13 protein-coding genes are annotated in these 15,172 nt (G+C 71.7%); 3 read left to right on the plus strand and 10 right to left on the minus strand.

The features are described 5' to 3' along the window. Positions 1-43 precede the first annotated feature (43 nt). From mreD to folC, 6 genes are all read right to left on the minus strand, one after another. Entirely contained in the window at positions 44-688 is a 645-nt protein-coding gene (gene mreD / locus IE332_RS32965; RefSeq protein WP_189923696.1) for a rod shape-determining protein MreD, read from the minus strand. Between the two features lie 3 nt (positions 689-691). Continuing rightward, positions 692-1,651 carry a rod shape-determining protein MreC gene (gene mreC / locus IE332_RS32970; protein WP_189923698.1) on the minus strand — a complete coding sequence of 320 codons (960 nt, stop codon included), beginning with the start codon at positions 1,649-1,651 and terminating at the stop codon, positions 692-694. Positions 1,652-1,756: 105 nt separating this feature from the next. After that, positions 1,757-2,782, minus strand: a complete 1,026-nt coding sequence (locus tag IE332_RS32975; protein WP_308437643.1) for a rod shape-determining protein — start codon at positions 2,780-2,782, stop codon at positions 1,757-1,759. 321 nt (positions 2,783-3,103) lie between these two features. Continuing rightward, positions 3,104-3,517, minus strand: coding sequence for a nucleoside-diphosphate kinase (gene ndk, locus IE332_RS32980; RefSeq protein ID WP_189923702.1), 414 nt, complete (start codon positions 3,515-3,517; stop codon positions 3,104-3,106). 128 nt (positions 3,518-3,645) lie between these two features. After that, the gene (locus IE332_RS32985) at positions 3,646-4,005 is read right to left on the minus strand and encodes a DUF4233 domain-containing protein (RefSeq protein ID WP_189923704.1); all 360 of its coding nucleotides are present in this window, start codon (positions 4,003-4,005) and stop codon (positions 3,646-3,648) included. Position 4,006: 1 nt separating this feature from the next. Next, the gene (gene folC, locus IE332_RS32990; RefSeq protein ID WP_189923706.1) at positions 4,007-5,398 is read right to left on the minus strand and encodes a bifunctional tetrahydrofolate synthase/dihydrofolate synthase; all 1,392 of its coding nucleotides are present in this window, start codon (positions 5,396-5,398) and stop codon (positions 4,007-4,009) included. Positions 5,399-5,721: 323 nt separating this feature from the next. Between folC and IE332_RS32995 the strand changes: the two genes are divergently transcribed. Together IE332_RS32995 and wecB are read left to right on the plus strand one after the other, a co-directional pair. Next, on the plus strand, positions 5,722-7,065 hold the full coding sequence (locus IE332_RS32995) for an XrtP-associated glycosyltransferase (RefSeq protein WP_505744313.1): 1,344 nt from the start codon (positions 5,722-5,724) through the stop codon (positions 7,063-7,065). Between the two features lie 53 nt (positions 7,066-7,118). Continuing rightward, positions 7,119-8,264, plus strand: a complete 1,146-nt coding sequence (wecB, locus tag IE332_RS33000) for a non-hydrolyzing UDP-N-acetylglucosamine 2-epimerase (protein ID WP_189923710.1) — start codon at positions 7,119-7,121, stop codon at positions 8,262-8,264. 89 nt (positions 8,265-8,353) lie between these two features. Here wecB and IE332_RS33005 read toward each other — a convergent pair whose 3' ends face one another. Then, entirely contained in the window at positions 8,354-8,878 is a 525-nt protein-coding gene (locus IE332_RS33005) for a hypothetical protein (protein ID WP_189923712.1), read from the minus strand. A gap of 322 nt (positions 8,879-9,200) precedes the next feature. Next, positions 9,201-11,837 carry a valine--tRNA ligase gene (locus IE332_RS33010; RefSeq protein WP_189923719.1) on the minus strand — a complete coding sequence of 879 codons (2,637 nt, stop codon included), beginning with the start codon at positions 11,835-11,837 and terminating at the stop codon, positions 9,201-9,203. Positions 11,838-12,028: 191 nt separating this feature from the next. On the opposite strand from IE332_RS33010, the gene IE332_RS33015 reads away from it, so the two are divergent. After that, complete coding sequence (locus IE332_RS33015; RefSeq protein WP_189923722.1) at positions 12,029-12,832, plus strand: hypothetical protein; 804 nt, start codon at positions 12,029-12,031, stop codon at positions 12,830-12,832. Positions 12,833-12,914: 82 nt separating this feature from the next. Here the strand turns inward: IE332_RS33015 and clpX are convergent, their stop codons facing one another. Together clpX and IE332_RS33025 are read right to left on the minus strand one after the other, a co-directional pair. Next, complete coding sequence (clpX, locus tag IE332_RS33020) at positions 12,915-14,204, minus strand: ATP-dependent Clp protease ATP-binding subunit ClpX (protein WP_030058268.1); 1,290 nt, start codon at positions 14,202-14,204, stop codon at positions 12,915-12,917. Between the two features lie 280 nt (positions 14,205-14,484). After that, complete coding sequence (locus tag IE332_RS33025) at positions 14,485-15,147, minus strand: ATP-dependent Clp protease proteolytic subunit (protein WP_189923724.1); 663 nt, start codon at positions 15,145-15,147, stop codon at positions 14,485-14,487. Positions 15,148-15,172: the final 25 nt, after the last annotated feature.

Here is a 15,172-nt window from a genome sequence, read left to right on the forward strand (position 1 = left end):
CGCTCCAGGGTGCGGGGAAGTCGGGAGGTCGGGGCCGGACCGGTTACGGGCGGCGGGCGAAGCCGGGCACGCGCCGCTTCCGGTAGCCCGGCCCGGAGGAGACCTCGCGGGTGGTGCGGTAGCGGGCCAGCGAGCCCAGGCCCAGGCCGGGGCCGCTCTCGTCGTCGTCGGCGGCGGCCACCGGGTCGCGCCCGAAGCGGCGGCCGAGCAGCATCACCAGCGGCACCACGAACGGCGCCAGCAGCAGGTCGTAGAGCAGGGCGCTGATCACCAGGCCGCCGAGGCCGACGTGCCGGGCCGCGGTGTCGCCGACCAGGGCGCCGACCGTGGCGTACAGCAGCGTGGAGGCGACCGCCGCGGCGCCCACCACCAGCAGCGCGCTGGCGACGGAGCGCTGGCGGCCGTGGTCGGGGCGCAGCAGTCCGGCGGCGTAGCCCATCAGGCAGAGCACCAGCGCGTAGCGGCCGATCGCGTGGTCGGAGGGCGGTGCGAGGTCGGCCAGCAGGCCGGCGGTGAAGCCGACCAGGCAGCCGCCGGTGGGCCCGTAGACCATGGCCAGGCCGACCACGACGAGCAGCAGTATGTCCGGGGTGGCTCCCGGGAGCTGGAGCCGGCCGAAGACGCTGACCTGGAGGATCAGGCCGAACAGCATCAGGACGGCGGAGACGGGGATGCGGGCGAGGCGCATGGCTCAGTTCCCCCCAGTGGGCTTGGCGGGCGGGGCGGCGGGCGCGGAGGCCGGGGCCTGGCCCGGGGCGGGCGCGGCGGGGGCCTGGCCCTGGCCCGCGGCGGGGGCCGGCGGCAGGACGGCGTCGCGGGGGTCGGCGCGCGGGGGCACGACCACGACGCCGACCAGGTCCAGCCGGGTGAACTGGACGAAGGGCTCGACCAGGACGGTCTTGGTCAGCTGGCCCGCGTTGGCCTGGACCTCGGTGACCTTGCCGACCGGGACGCCGGGCACGAACGGGCGGCCGCTCTGCGAGCCGAAGGTGACCAGCCGGTCGCCGGCCTTGACCTGGGCCTTGCCGTTGAGCAGGGAGACCTTCATCGGGCTGTCGCCGCCGCCGGAGGCGAAGCCGATCTCGCCGGTGCCCTCCAGCCGGGTGCCGGCCGAGAAGCCGGGGTCGGAGGCGAGCAGCACGGTGGCGGTGGTCGGGGCGACGGTGGTGATCCGGCCGACCAGGCCCTGGCCGTTGATCACGGTCATGTCGCGGGTGAGGCCGTCGTCGCCGCCGGCGTCGATGGTGATGGTCCAGGAGAAGCCCTGGGCCGGGCCGATCGCGATGACCTGGGCGGCCTTGACGGTGTAGCCGCCGGCGCCGGCGGTGCGCAGCAGGTCGTCCAGCTGCTTGGTGCGGCCGGCGGCCATGTCGGAGGAGGCGAGCTTCTGCCGCAGTTCGGTGTTCTCGCGGGCGAGCTGGTCGGTGCGGCCGCTGTTGGTCGCGGTGTCCCGGAAGGCCCGGACGGTGTCGGCGACGGGGTCGACGACGGTGGCGGCGCCGCGCTCGACCGGTCCGAGGACGGTGGCGGCCGCGTGCCGGGCGGGGCCGAGCGGGGAGTCCTCACCGCCCTTGATGTCCACGGTGATCAGCGCGAAGGCGACGGCCACCAGCAGGATGAGCAGCAGCCGGCTCTCTCGTGTGTCCCTCACGGTGCTGGTACTGCCCCTTCGTACCTGGCGGCCGCCCGGGGCTGTGGGGCCCGGGCGGCGGCCCGTCAGTCGAGTGTCGGATGTGCGGTGGTGCTGGCGCTGGTACTAACGGCGCGGCTGCGCGTCGAGTACCTGCTGGAGGGCCTCGAACTCCTCGACGCACTTGCCGGAGCCGAGTGCGACGGAGTCGAGCGGGTTCTCGGCGATGTGGATCGGCATGCCGGTCTCGCGGCGCAGCCGCTCGTCGAGGCCGCGCAGCAGGGCGCCGCCGCCGGTGAGGACGATGCCGCGGTCCATGACGTCGCCGGCCAGCTCGGGCGGGCACTGGTCGAGGGTGGTCTTGACCGCGTCGATGATCGAGTTGACCGGCTCGTCGATGGCCTCGCGGACCTCGGCGGCGGAGATGACCACGGTCTTGGGGAGGCCGCTGACGAGGTCGCGGCCGCGGATCTCGGCGTGCTCGTCCTTCTCGCCCTCCATGCCGAAGGCGCTGCCGATGCTCATCTTGATCTGTTCGGCGCTGCGCTCACCGAGGAGGAGCGAGTACTCCTTCTTGATGTGCTGGACGATCGCGTTGTCCAGTTCGTCGCCGGCCACCCGGATGGACTGGGCGGTGACGATGCCGCCGAGGGAGATCACGGCGACCTCGGTGGTGCCGCCGCCGATGTCGACGACCATGTTGCCGGTGGCCTCGTGGACGGGCAGGCCGGCGCCGATGGCGGCGGCCATCGGCTCCTCGATGATGTGCACCTGGCGGGCGCCGGCCTGCGAGGAGGCCTCGATGACGGCGCGGCGCTCGACGCCGGTGATGCCGGAGGGCACGCAGACGACGACGCGCGGGCGGGCCAGGTAGCGGCGGCGGTGGATCTTGAGGATGAAGTACCGCAGCATCCGCTCGGTGATCTCGAAGTCGGCGATCACGCCGTCCTTGAGGGGGCGGATGGCGACGATGTTGCCCGGGGTGCGGCCGATCATCTTCTTGGCCTCGGCGCCGACGGCGAGGATGCCGCCGGTGTTGGTGTTCACCGCGACCACCGACGGCTCGTTCAGGACGATGCCCTTGCCCCTGACGTACACCAGCGTGTTGGCAGTTCCGAGGTCGATCGCCAAGTCGCGGCCGATGAACGACAGGTTGCTCGCCATGGGGTGTAGGTGCCTTCCCGGGCTCGGAGTTCATGGGGGGTGGACGACTGCGTGCGCCCACGCTTGGGCGGAGACCAGCTGAGCTGCCTTACCGGGCCCTTGAGTCGCGTCCATCGTAGTCACGCCGTGCGGTACGGACGTCGACGTGGGGCATACCGTCCATTGTCCGGAGCGTGATCGCTTCTCCCAGGATTGGGACGCCGTGTCGGCCCCCCCAGTTCCCTATTTCCCGATAAGAATGCCCCGGCCGGGCCAATGGTCCCGACCGGGGCAGTCCCAAGGTCCTCCGGGCGTGTCGCCCGGGCCGGCTCAGGCGTGGGCCGGGAAGAAGATCTTGATCTCGCGCTCGGCGGACTCCGGGGAGTCGGAGGCGTGGATCAGGTTCTCGCGGGTGATCGTCGCGTAGTCGCCGCGGATGGTGCCGGCGCCGGCCTCCAGCGGGTTTGTGGCCCCGGCGAGCATGCGGATGCCCTTGACGACCTCCTCGCCCTCGACGATCAGCGCGATCGACGGGCCGGAGGTCATGAACTCCAGCAGCGGCTCGTAGAACGGGCGGCCGACGTGCTCCGCGTAGTGCTGCTCCAGCGTCGCCCGGTCGAAGGTGCGCAGCTCGACGGCGCCGAAGCGCCAGCCGGCCTTGCGCTCGATGCGGCTGATGATCTCGCCCGCCAGGCCGCGGCGGACGGCGTCGGGCTTGAGCAGGACGAGAGTGCGCTGGGACACGGTGCGTCTCCTGGGGATTCGGTTCGACGGACGGTCGGGTCGACGAGTGGGCCGACACGGCAGAGGTTACCTTGCGTACACGGCGTGTCGGTGCGCTGGTCCGGGCCCCCGGACCGCTACGGCCGGGCCTATGCGGCGGCGGCCTCGGCGGCGGCCTCGGCGGCGGCCGCGCGGGCGGCCTTGAACGCGTCCACCTTGCGGCCGTAGTGCACCGAGCACCACCAGAGGCCGGCGAAGACCACGCCGAGGCCGAACATCGTCGGCAGGACGAAGCCGGCGGCGATCAGGCCGATCTGCAGCGCCCAGCCGATCTGCACCGCGCCGGGCCGGTCGATCATGCCGCAGAGCGCGACGCACAGGGCCATCGCGATGCCGCTGACCGTCCAGATCTCCCCGGTGGAGACGTCGGTGAGCCGCATCGCGACCAGCGCCGCGAACATGATCAGCAACGCCTCGCCGATCAGCGTCGAGGAGCAGAGCGTCCTCATGTCACTTCCTCCCGAGCAGCAGGCGGGCCTCGCCCACCGTGATGACCGAACCGGTGACCAGCACCCCGGCGCCGCCGAGGTCGCCCTCCTCCTCGGCGAGGGTGACGGCCGCGGCGATGGCGTCGTCGAGCCTGGGCTCGACCTGCACGCGGTCCTCGCCGAAGACCTCGACCGCCAGGGCGGCGAGCGCGTCCACGTCCATCGCGCGGTGGGTGGAGTTCTGGGTGATGACGACCTCGGCCAGGATCGGCTCGAAGGCCTCCAGCACGCCGGCCACGTCCTTGTCCCCGGAGGTGCCGATCACGCCGACCAGCCGGGTGAAGCCGAAGGACTCGGTGAGCGCGGCGACGGTGGCCTGGGCGCCGTGCGGGTTGTGCGCGGCGTCCAGGAGGATCGTGGGGCTGCGGCGCACGATCTCCAGGCGGCCCGGGGAGGAGACGCCGGCGAAGCCCTGGCGGACCTTGTCCACGTCGAGCTGTCCGCCGCGGGCGCCGCCGACGCCGAAGAAGGCCTCGACCGCCGCCAGCGCCAGCGCCGCGTTCTGCGCCTGGTACTCGCCGTGCAGCGGGATGAAGACGTCCTCGTACTCCTCGCCGCCGAGTCCGCGCAGCGTCACCAGCTGGCCGCCGACCGCGAGTTCGCGGCGGATCACGCCGAACTCCATGCCCTCGCGGGCGACCGTGGCGTCGACCTCGACGGCGCGGCGCAGGATGACCTGGGCGGCGTCCAGCTGCTGCTGGGCGACGACGGCGACGGCACCGGACTTGATGATCCCGGACTTCTCGCCGGCGATCTCGCCGGTGGTCTCGCCGAGCTTGTCGGTGTGGTCCAGGCCGATCGGGGTGATCACGGCGACGCCGGCGTCGATGACGTTGGTGGCGTCCCAGGAGCCGCCCATGCCGACCTCGACCACGCCGACGTCCACCGGGGCGTCGGCGAAGGCGGCGTAGGCCATGCCGGTGAGCACCTCGAAGAAGGACATCGGCACCGGCTGCGCCGCGTCGACCATCCGCACGTAGGGCTCGATGTCGCGGTAGACCTCGACGAAGCGCTCGGGGCTGATCGGGGCGCCGTCGAGGCTGATCCGCTCGGTGACGGACTCCACGTGCGGGCTGGTGTAGCGGCCGGTGCGCAGCTCGAAGGTGTTGAGCAGCTGCTCGATCATCCGGGCGGTAGAGGTCTTGCCGTTGGTGCCGGTGATGTGGATGGAGGGGAAGGACCGCTGGGGCTGGCCCAGGATGTCCATCAGCGCCTCGATCCGGTCGAGGGAGGGCTCAAGCTTGTTCTCCGGCCAGCGCTCGGAGAGTTCCACCTCGACGTCGCGCAGGGCGTCTCCGGTGCCGCCGTCGGCGGGGCGGATGGTGTACGGATTCGGGTCGGCCTTGTCACTCACGTCCACAGTCTACGGAGCGGTGGCGGGGCGTCCTCACAGGGTGAGAGCGGGGGTGAGGGCTGGGGTGAGGCCTGGGGCGAGGGCCGGGGTGAGAACGGCCACTTTGTCCGGTCTTCCACCACACCTTCCAGTTTGATCGCTTTACTATCTCTTTGGCGAGTTTGAACCGCAATGAAGCATCGATTCGCAGCCGACAGGAGCCACCAGCCTTTGATCACAAGGAGCACCGCGCCATGCCCGACGCCCTGCACGAGTGGATCGAGCTTCGCCAGGACGCCGTCGTCTGGGTCGCCGGACTGATCTCGCTGGCCCTCGTCGGCTACATGGTGCTCGTCTTCGGACGCTTCCTCGTGTACTGGGCCGGCTCCCGCCACGCCTTCAAGCACGGCCGGCCCGCCGAGCCCGGCGACCCCGCCGCCTTCGAGTGGCACCTGGTGATCCCCTGCCGCGACGAGGAGGCCGTGGTCACCCAGACCCTGGACGGCCTGCGGGCCGCCGCGCCCGAGGCGCACCTGTGGGTGATCGACGACGACAGCGAGGACGCCACCCGCGAGCTCGTGCTCGCCGCGGCCGCCCGCGACCCGCGCGTCCACCTCGTCCAGCGCCGCCGCCCGCACGCCCGGATCGGCAAGGGCGCCGCCCTCAACGCCGCCTACCGGGAGATCTCCGACCGGCTGCCCCGGTCCACCGACCGCTCCCGGGTGGTGATCGGCGTGGTCGACGCCGACGGCCAGCTCGACCCCGGCACCCTCGCCCGGGTCTGCAACGCCAAGGCGCTCGGCCGGCCCGACACCGGCGCCGTCCAGATCGGCGTCCGGATGCGCAACGCCGACGACGAGCTCCCGCTGCCCGGGCGCGGCCGCGCCGCCAACGCGCTGGCCCGCGCGCTCGTCCGGATGCAGGACGTCGAGTTCCAGGCCAACAACGCCGGCATGCAGCTGCTGCGCCGCCGCACCGGCAGCGTCGGCCTCGGCGGCAACGGCCAGTTCGTCCGGCTCACCGCCCTCGACTCGCTCACCGCCGAGGAGGGCCGGGCCGGCCGCCCCTGGCCCGAGCGCGCGCTGCTGGAGGACTACGAATCCGGCCTGGACCTGCGCCTGGCCGGCTGGCGGCTCACCCATGTCACCGAGACCCAGGTCTCCCAGGAGGGCCTGGTCTCGCTGCGCCGCTTCCTCACCCAGCGCACCCGCTGGGCCCAGGGCAACATGCAGTGCCTGCGCTACACCGGCCGGGTGCTGCGCTCCCCGCACTACACCTGGTCCGGCAAGGCCGAGGTGATGTACACCTTCCTGCAGCCCGTGGTCTGCGTGCTGCTGGTGCTGCTGTTCCCGCTCTCGCTCGGGATCACCGCCGCCGGGCTGGTGCTCTTCCCCGCCGAGACCGCCGACTTCCAGCTCCGCTTCGGGCCGTGGATGCTGCTCGCCTTCCTGCTCGCCACGCTGCCGATGGTGTTCTGGGGCCTCGCCTACCGCCGGGCCGTCCACCCCGACCGCGGCCGGCTCACCGGGCTGCTCTGGGGCGTGCTGGTCTGGCTCTACGCCTACCACCTGTTCGTGGTCGCGGCCCGGGCCGCCGTCCGGATGCTGCTCGGACGCAACGGCTGGGCCAAGACCCGCCGCAACGCCGAGCAGGTCGGCCTCGGCGCCCCCACCGCGCTCGAGTCCTGAGCCGCCGCCCCTCCCCCCTCGCTTCCTCCCCACGTCCCCACCGGAGCCCCCGCATGAGCACGTGTCTGCCCCCGTCCAGCGTCGCCGTCGTCCTCGGGACCCGCCCCGAGCTGGTCAAGCTCGCCCCGCTGATCCACGAACTCGGCGACGCCACCCGACTGGTGCACACCGGCCAGCACTGGGACGAGGCGATGTCCGGGCGCTTCCTGCGCGACCTGGACCTGCCCCGGCCCGAGCTGCTCACCGGTGTCGGCGGCCGCCCCCGGGCCGGCCAGATCGCCCAGTCCCTGGGCCAGCTGGACGCCGCCTTCGCCGAGGACCGGCCCGTCGCCGTGGTCGTCCAGGGCGACACCAACGCCACCCTCGCCGGGGCGCTGGCCGCCAACGCCCGGGGGATCCCGCTGGTCCACGTCGAGGCCGGGCTGCGCAGCTTCGACCGGGCGATGCCCGAGGAGCACAACCGGGTGATGGTCGACCACGTCTCCGACCTGCTCTGCGCCGCCACCGGGGACAACGTCGCCAACCTGCGCGCCGAGTCCCTGGCCGAGGAGCGGATCGCGCTCACCGGCAACACCGTCGTCGAGGTGGTCCGCCGTCAGCTGCCGGACGCGGCCGCCCGCGCCGCGCTGCTCGCGGCGCACGGGCTTCGCCCGGACGGGTACGTGCTGGCCACCGTGCACCGCCCGGAGAACACCGACACCGCCGAGGCACTCGGCGCCGTGCTCGCCGAACTGGACCGGATCGCCCGGGCCGGCACCCCGGTGCTGTTCCCGATGCACCCGCGCACCCGGGCCGCCGTCGAGCGCTTCGGCCTGGACGGCCTGCTGGAGCGGCTGGCCGTCACCGGGCCGGTCGGCTACGGCGACTTCCTGGGCCTGGCGAGCCACGCGGCGCTGCTGGTCTCCGACTCCGGCGGCGTGCAGGAGGAGTGCACCGTGCTCGGCCGTCCGCTGCTGGTGGTGCGCCGCTCCACCGAGCGCCCGGAGGCCGTGGCGGCCGGCTTCGCCGCGCTGGTGGGCCCGGGCGAGGAGCTGGGCGGGCTGGCCCGCGACTGGCTCACCGACACCCCCGAACGCCTCGCCCGGCTGGCGGCCACCCCTAGCCCGTACGGCGACGGCCTGGCCTCGGCCCGGATCGCCGCGCTGACCGCCGCGCTCGCCGAGCCCGCCGACGCCGAGGCACGGCCGCTCGCCGCCTAGGCGTGTCCTGACCGCGGGACCGATCCACTCCACCGTGTGGGGCAAGTCGCTTTTCCCGAAGGGGACTTGAGTTATCAACAGGTCGGAGCTCAGACCCCGGCCCGGGCCTCCGGCACATGCGCGGCGGCGCCGTGCCGACGGCGCAACTCGGCGGTGATCTCGGCGAGTTCGCCCTCCGGCAGCAGCGGCAGCATCATCGCCACGCCCTGCAGCAGACCGCCCAGCAGGAAGGTGGTGTCGGCCGTCGAGGCGACCAGGCCGCGGACCTCGCCCACCTCGCCGGCCGCCACCGCCTCGATCAGCCGGGCGGCGTTCGCGCTCTCCTCGTCCACCGCGACCGCGCCGGTGTCGGCCGGGGCGCGCCGGGCCATCGCCCGCAGCACCCGGTCGCCGACCTCGGGCGCGTACGCCTTGCGGACGGCCTCGGCGGCGATCCAGGCGAGCAGCGTGGTCACCTCGCGTTCGGCGCGCTCGGCGAACAACAGGTCCAGCTCGTGGTCGAACGCGAGCTGGTTCCCGTGCCGGAAGGCGAGCAGCAGGGTCGCCGCCCTGGCCTTGGCCTCCTCGACCATCTCGGCAGGCAGTTCGTCGGCCAACTCCTCGGTCACCACCACGCCGTGCCCTCCCGTCCGTCGCCCATCAGGAACACCCCGCAGGAACGCTCGGAAGAAACGTCCTTCGGAAACTCCGTGCACACCGTACACATCCGACCTGCAAACTTCGGCGAACGCGCGCGGGCAAGACCGGAATCAATTCGCTCGGAATAGGACCTCACCCGGTCCAGGATGAATATTCGCCGGAAGGGAGCAATGTTGCTGCGCTATTAGGCGTAACGAAAGCGCCCCCGAGGCGGAACCGGGAGCACGGGGCGCGAAACGCCGAAGGGGCCGCACCCCGCGTGTCGCGGAGTGCGGCCCCTCACGGGCCGGTGGCGGCTCAGCCCTGCGGCAGCGCCGCGAGCTGGGCGGTGATCCGGGCGATGTCGGCCTCGGCGGCCTCCTGCCGCGTCTTGATCTTGGCGACCACCTCGTCCGGCGCCTTGGCGAGGAACGCCTCGTTGCCGAGCTTGGCGGTGGTCTGGGCCTTCTCCTTCTCGGCGGCCGCGAGGTCCTTGGCGAGGCGCTTGCGCTCCGCCGCGACGTCGATGGTGCCGGAGAGGTCCAGCGCCACGGTGGCGCCGGCGACCGGCAGCGAGGCGGTGGCCGCGAAGCCCTCCTCGGGGGCGGTCAGCCGCAGCAGCGAGCGGATCGCGTCCTCGTGGGCGGCCAGCGTGGTGCCGTCCAGGTCCAGCTGGGCCGGGACGCGCTGGCCCGGCTTGAGGCCCTGGTCCGTGCGGAACCGGCGGACCTCGGTGACGACCTGCTGCAGCGTGGCGATCTCCGCCTCGGCCGCGGCGTCGCGGAAGCCGCTGTCCTGCGGCCAGTCGGCGATGACCACCGACTCGGCACCGGTCAGCGTGGTCCACAGCGTCTCGGTGACGAAGGGGACGATCGGGTGCAGCAGGCGCAGGGTGACGTCCAGGACCTCGCCGAGCACCCGGCGCGCGGCGTCGGCCTGCGGGCCGCCCTTGGCCAGGGTGGTCTTGGAGAGCTCGACGTACCAGTCGAAGACCTCGTCCCAGGCGAAGTGGTACAGCGCCTCGGAGAGCTTGGAGAACTGGTAGTCCTCGTACAGCCCGTCCACCTCGGCGACGGTGCTGTTGAGGCGCGACAGGATCCAGCGGTCGCTCGCGGTCAGCTCCTCCGGCGCGGGCAGCGGGCCCTCGACGGTGGCGCCGTTCATCAGCGCGAAGCGGGTGGCGTTCCAGATCTTGTTGGCGAAGTTGCGCGCCGCCTGGACCCAGTCCTCGCCGATCGGCACGTCGACGCCCGGGTTGGCACCGCGCGCCAGGGTGAAGCGCAGCGCGTCGGAGCCGTACTTGTCCATCCAGTCCAGCGGGTTGACCACGTTGCCGAAGGACTTCGACATCTTCTTGCCGTTCTGGTCACGGACCATGCCGTGCAGCGCGATGGTGTGGAACGGCGGGGTGCCGTCCATCGCGTAGAGGCCGAACATCATCATCCGGGCGACCCAGAAGAACAGGATGTCGTAGCCGGTGACCAGGACGGAGTTCGGGTAGAACTTCGCGAGGCTCTCGGTCTGCTCCGGCCAGCCGAGCGTGGAGAACGGCCACAGGCCGGAGGAGAACCAGGTGTCCAGGACGTCGGTGTCCTGGTGCCAGCCCTCGCCCGTCGGCGGCTGCTCGTCGGGGCCGACGCAGACGATCTCGCCGTTCGGGCCGTACCAGACCGGGATGCGGTGGCCCCACCACAGCTGGCGCGAGATGCACCAGTCGTGCAGGTTGTCGACCCAGTCGAAGTACCGCTTCTCCATCTCCTGCGGGTGGATCTTGACCTTGCCGTCGCGGACCGCGTCACCGGCGGCCTGGGCGAGCGGGCCGACCTTGACCCACCACTGCATGGACAGCCGCGGCTCGATGGTGGTCTTGCAGCGCGAGCAGTGGCCCACCGAGTGGGTGTACGGGCGCTTCTCGGCGACGATCCGGCCCTCGGCGCGCAGCGCGGCGACGATCGCCGAGCGGGCCTCCAGGCGGTCCAGGCCGAGGAAGGGGCCGTGCACGGTGATGACGGCGTGCTCGTCCATGACGGCGATGTTCGGCAGGTCGTGCCGCTGGCCGATCTCGAAGTCGTTCGGGTCGTGCGCGGGCGTCACCTTGACGGCGCCGGTGCCGAACTCCGGATCGACGTGGGTGTCGGCGACGATCGGGATCCGGCGGCCGGTCAGCGGCAGCTCGATCTCGGTGCCGACCAGGTGCTTGTAGCGCTCGTCCTCCGGGTGGACGGCGACCGCGGTGTCGCCCAGCATCGTCTCGGCGCGGGTGGTGGCCACGACGATGGAGTTCTCGCCCTCGCCGTAGCGGATCGAGACCAGCTCGCCGTCGTCGTCCTGGTACTCCACCTCGATGTCCGAGATGGCGGTCAGGCAGCGCGGGCACCAGTTGATGATGCGCTCGGCGCGGTAGATCAGCTCGTCGTCGTAGAGCTTCTTGAAGATGGTCTGGACGGCCTGGGACAGGCCCTCGTCCATCGTGAAGCGCTCGCGGGACCAGTCGACGCCGTCGCCCAGGCGCCGCATCTGGCCGGAGATCTGGCCGCCGGACTCCGCCTTCCACTTCCAGACGCGCTCGACGAAGGCCTCGCGGCCCAGGTCGTGGCGGGACTTGCCCTCCTTGGCGAGCTCGCGCTCGACCACGTTCTGGGTGGCGATGCCGGCGTGGTCCATGCCGGGCTGCCACAGGGCCTCGAAGCCCTGCATGCGCTTGCGGCGGACCAGGGCGTCGATCAGCGTGTGCTCGAAGGCGTGGCCCAGGTGCAGGCTGCCGGTGACGTTCGGCGGCGGGATGACGATGGTGAACGGGGGCTTGTCGCTCTTGGCGTCCGCGGTGAAGTAGCCACGCTCTACCCAGCGCTCGTACAGCTCGCCCTCTACGTCCGCTGGGGTGTAGGTCGTCGGGAGGGTCGCCGCGTCGTCCCCGGTGGTGCTCACGGGGCGCTGGTTCGTCGTGTCGGTCACGACGCACAGTTTACGTAACCGTGGGGGCGGGTCACGAACCGCTTTCGGTCCGTGGACCCGCCGCGCCCGAACGGGCCCCGGACGGGTGCCGTGCGGTACCGTGCCCGGGCGTTCGTCCGGTTGACCGGGCGTACACGGAACGACTCCACACCGAGACAGGCCGCGGGTGCGGCGGGGGAGCACAGACGCAGATGTACGGCCAGGGACAGCAGTATCCGCAGGGACAGCCGCAGCAGCCTTACGGTGGCCAGCCGCCGTACGGCCAGCCCCCGCAGCAGCCCTACGGCGCCCCGCAGCCCCAGTACGGCTACCCGCCGCAGCAGCCCTACGGCGCGCCCCAGCAGCCGTACGGGGTGCCGCCGCAGGCGCCGTACGGGCAGCCGGGTTACCCGCAGCCGCCGCGGAAGGGCAAGGGCGGCCTGGTCGTCGGCCTGGTGATCGGCGCGCTGGTGCTGGGCGGCGGCGGCTTCGCCGCGTGGAAGTTCCTCGGCGGCGACAAGGGCGGCCAGTACAAGATCACCGCCCCGCAGACCCTGGCCGACGGCTACGTCCAGAAGTCGGCCAAGGAGCAGGCCGCCGACATGAGCAAGCCCGGGGCGTCCAAGTTCGGCACCGACCTGCAGGTCCTGGTGGCCAGCTACAGCAAGAGCTCGGACCCGATGGACACCTTCTCGGTGGTCGGCGTCTACGGCAACCTCAACGACCCCGCGCAGATCATCGAGGACTCCAAGAAGGACGGCGACGGCCTGTCCACGTCGATGGCCGACTTCCCGGCGCAGGACGCCAACAACTCCGGGGCGAAGCTCTCCTGCGGCACCTCGACCATGCTCGGCAAGCCCGGCCCGACGATCTGCGTGTGGGCGGACAAGTCCACCACCGGCCGGGTCTCCTTCACCAAGGTCAGCCTGAGCGGTGGCGGCGGCCAGGCGCTCACCGCGGAGCAGGCGGCCGCCAAGACCCGGACGATCCGCGACGCCATGGTCGTCGCCAAGTAGCGCCCGCGCCGGACGGCGCGCGCACGCGAGAGGGGCCCCGCACCGGATCCGGTGCGGGGCCCCTCTCGCGGAACGGCCTCGGTCAGGCGCTCTTGTCGCGGCGCTCGCGCTTGATCATGTCGCGCGGGACCAGGGTGGGGATGGCGTGCTTGGAGACGACGTCCCCGGTGACCACCACGCGGGCGACGTCCTGGCGCGAGGGGACCTCGTACATCACGGACATCAGCACCTCCTCCATGATGGCCCGCAGACCGCGCGCACCGGTGCCGCGCAGGATCGCCTGGTCGGCGATCGCCTCCAGCGCGTCCCGGGAGAACTCCAGCTCCACGCCGTCGAGTTCGAAGAGCTTGCGGTACTGCTTGACCAGCGCGTTGCGCGGCTCGGTGAGGATCTGCAGCAGCGCCTCGCGGTCCAGGTTGTGCACGCTGGTGATCACCGGCAGACGGCCGATGAACTCGGGGATCATGCCGAACTTCACCAGGTCCTCGGGCATCACCTGGCGGAAGTGGTCGCTGGCGTCCGACTCCCGCTTGGAGCGGATGTTGGCGCCGAAGCCGATGCCCTTGGCACCCGCGCGGCCCTCGATGATCCGCTCCAGGCCGGCGAACGCGCCGCCGACGATGAACAGCACGTTGGTGGTGTCGATCTGGATGAACTCCTGGTGCGGGTGCTTGCGCCCGCCCTGCGGCGGCACCGACGCGGTGGTGCCCTCCAGGATCTTCAGCAGGGCCTGCTGCACGCCCTCGCCGGAGACGTCCCGGGTGATCGACGGGTTCTCGCTCTTGCGCGCGACCTTGTCGATCTCGTCGATGTAGATGATCCCGGTCTCGGCCTTCTTGACGTCGTAGTCGGCCGCCTGGATCAGCTTGAGCAGGATGTTCTCGACGTCCTCGCCGACGTAGCCGGCCTCGGTCAGCGCGGTGGCGTCCGCGATCGCGAACGGCACGTTGAGCATCCGGGCCAGGGTCTGCGCCAGCAGCGTCTTGCCGGAGCCGGTGGGGCCCAGCAGCAGGATGTTGGACTTGGCCAGCTCGATGGCGTCCTCGCGGCCGTTGCCGCCGCTGCGGCCCGCCTCGCCGGCCTGGACCCGCTTGTAGTGGTTGTAGACGGCCACCGACAGCGCCTTCTTGGCGAGGTCCTGGCCGACGACGTACTGGTCCAGGAACTCGTAGATCTCGCGCGGCTTCGGGAGTTCCTCGAAGCGCACCTCGGAGGTCTCGGCGAGTTCCTCCTCGATGATCTCGTTGCACAGGTCGATGCACTCGTCGCAGATGTACACGCCTGGGCCGGCGATCAGCTTCTTCACCTGCTTCTGCGACTTGCCGCAGAACGAGCACTTGAGCAGGTCGCCACCGTCTCCGATGCGTGCCACGAGGTGCTTCCCCTTCGCCAGGGGCCCCGCAGGGGTTCCGGGGCCTGGTGCTGTGGACCGTCAACGCCGACGGCGCTCGGTCTCGCTATCCGACGGTACTCTGCCGGGCCCTTGATTCCGTCCTCTTCGCCGGGTCTGCCCTACGCCCTGGGCGAATTGATACCGAACAGATGCCGTGGCACGGCGCCGCCGACGGGTCGGGGCGGGACTCGCACCAGGGGTGCGTGCCCCGCCCCGACGGGTCCTCCGTGCCCGCCCGCGGACCCGGAGGGAGCCGGCCTCAGGAGGTCAGCGAGGTCTTGCGGGTGGAGATGATCTGGTCGATCAGGCCGTACTCGGCGGCCTCCTCGGCGGTGAGGATCTTGTCGCGCTCGATGTCCTCGCGGACCTGCTCCACCGACTTGTTGGAGTGCTTGGAGAGCATCTGCTCCAGCTGCTCGCGCATCCGGAAGATCTCCTTGGCCTGGATCTCCAGGTCGGACACCTGGCCGCGGCCGGTCTCGGTGTACGGCTGGTGGATCAGGATCCGGGCGTTCGGCAGCGCCATCCGCTTGCCGGGGGTGCCGGCGGCGAGCAGCACGGCCGCGGCGGAGGCCGCCTGGCCCATGCAGACCGTGGTGATGTCCGGCTTCACGTACTGCATGGTGTCGTAGATGGCCGTCAGGGCCGTGAACGAGCCGCCGGGCGAGTTGATGTACATCTGGATCTCGCGGTCCGGGTCCATCGACTCCAGGCACAGCAGCTGGGCCATGATGTCGTTCGCCGAGACGTCGTCCACCTGGGAGCCGAGGAAGATGATGCGCTCCTCGAACAGCTTGGCGTACGGGTCGTACTCGCGGATGCCCTGCGTGGTGCGCTCGACGAAGCGCGGGACGATGTAGCGGCCCTCCGCGCGCATGTCCTCGACGCGGGCCTGGGCGGACGACAGGCTGGGGATGTTCATGGGGATTCTGGTCCTCCGGGGCGTT

The sequence above is a fragment of the Kitasatospora xanthocidica genome (assembly GCF_014656195.1).
Lineage (GTDB): Bacteria > Actinomycetota > Actinomycetes > Streptomycetales > Streptomycetaceae > Kitasatospora > Kitasatospora xanthocidica.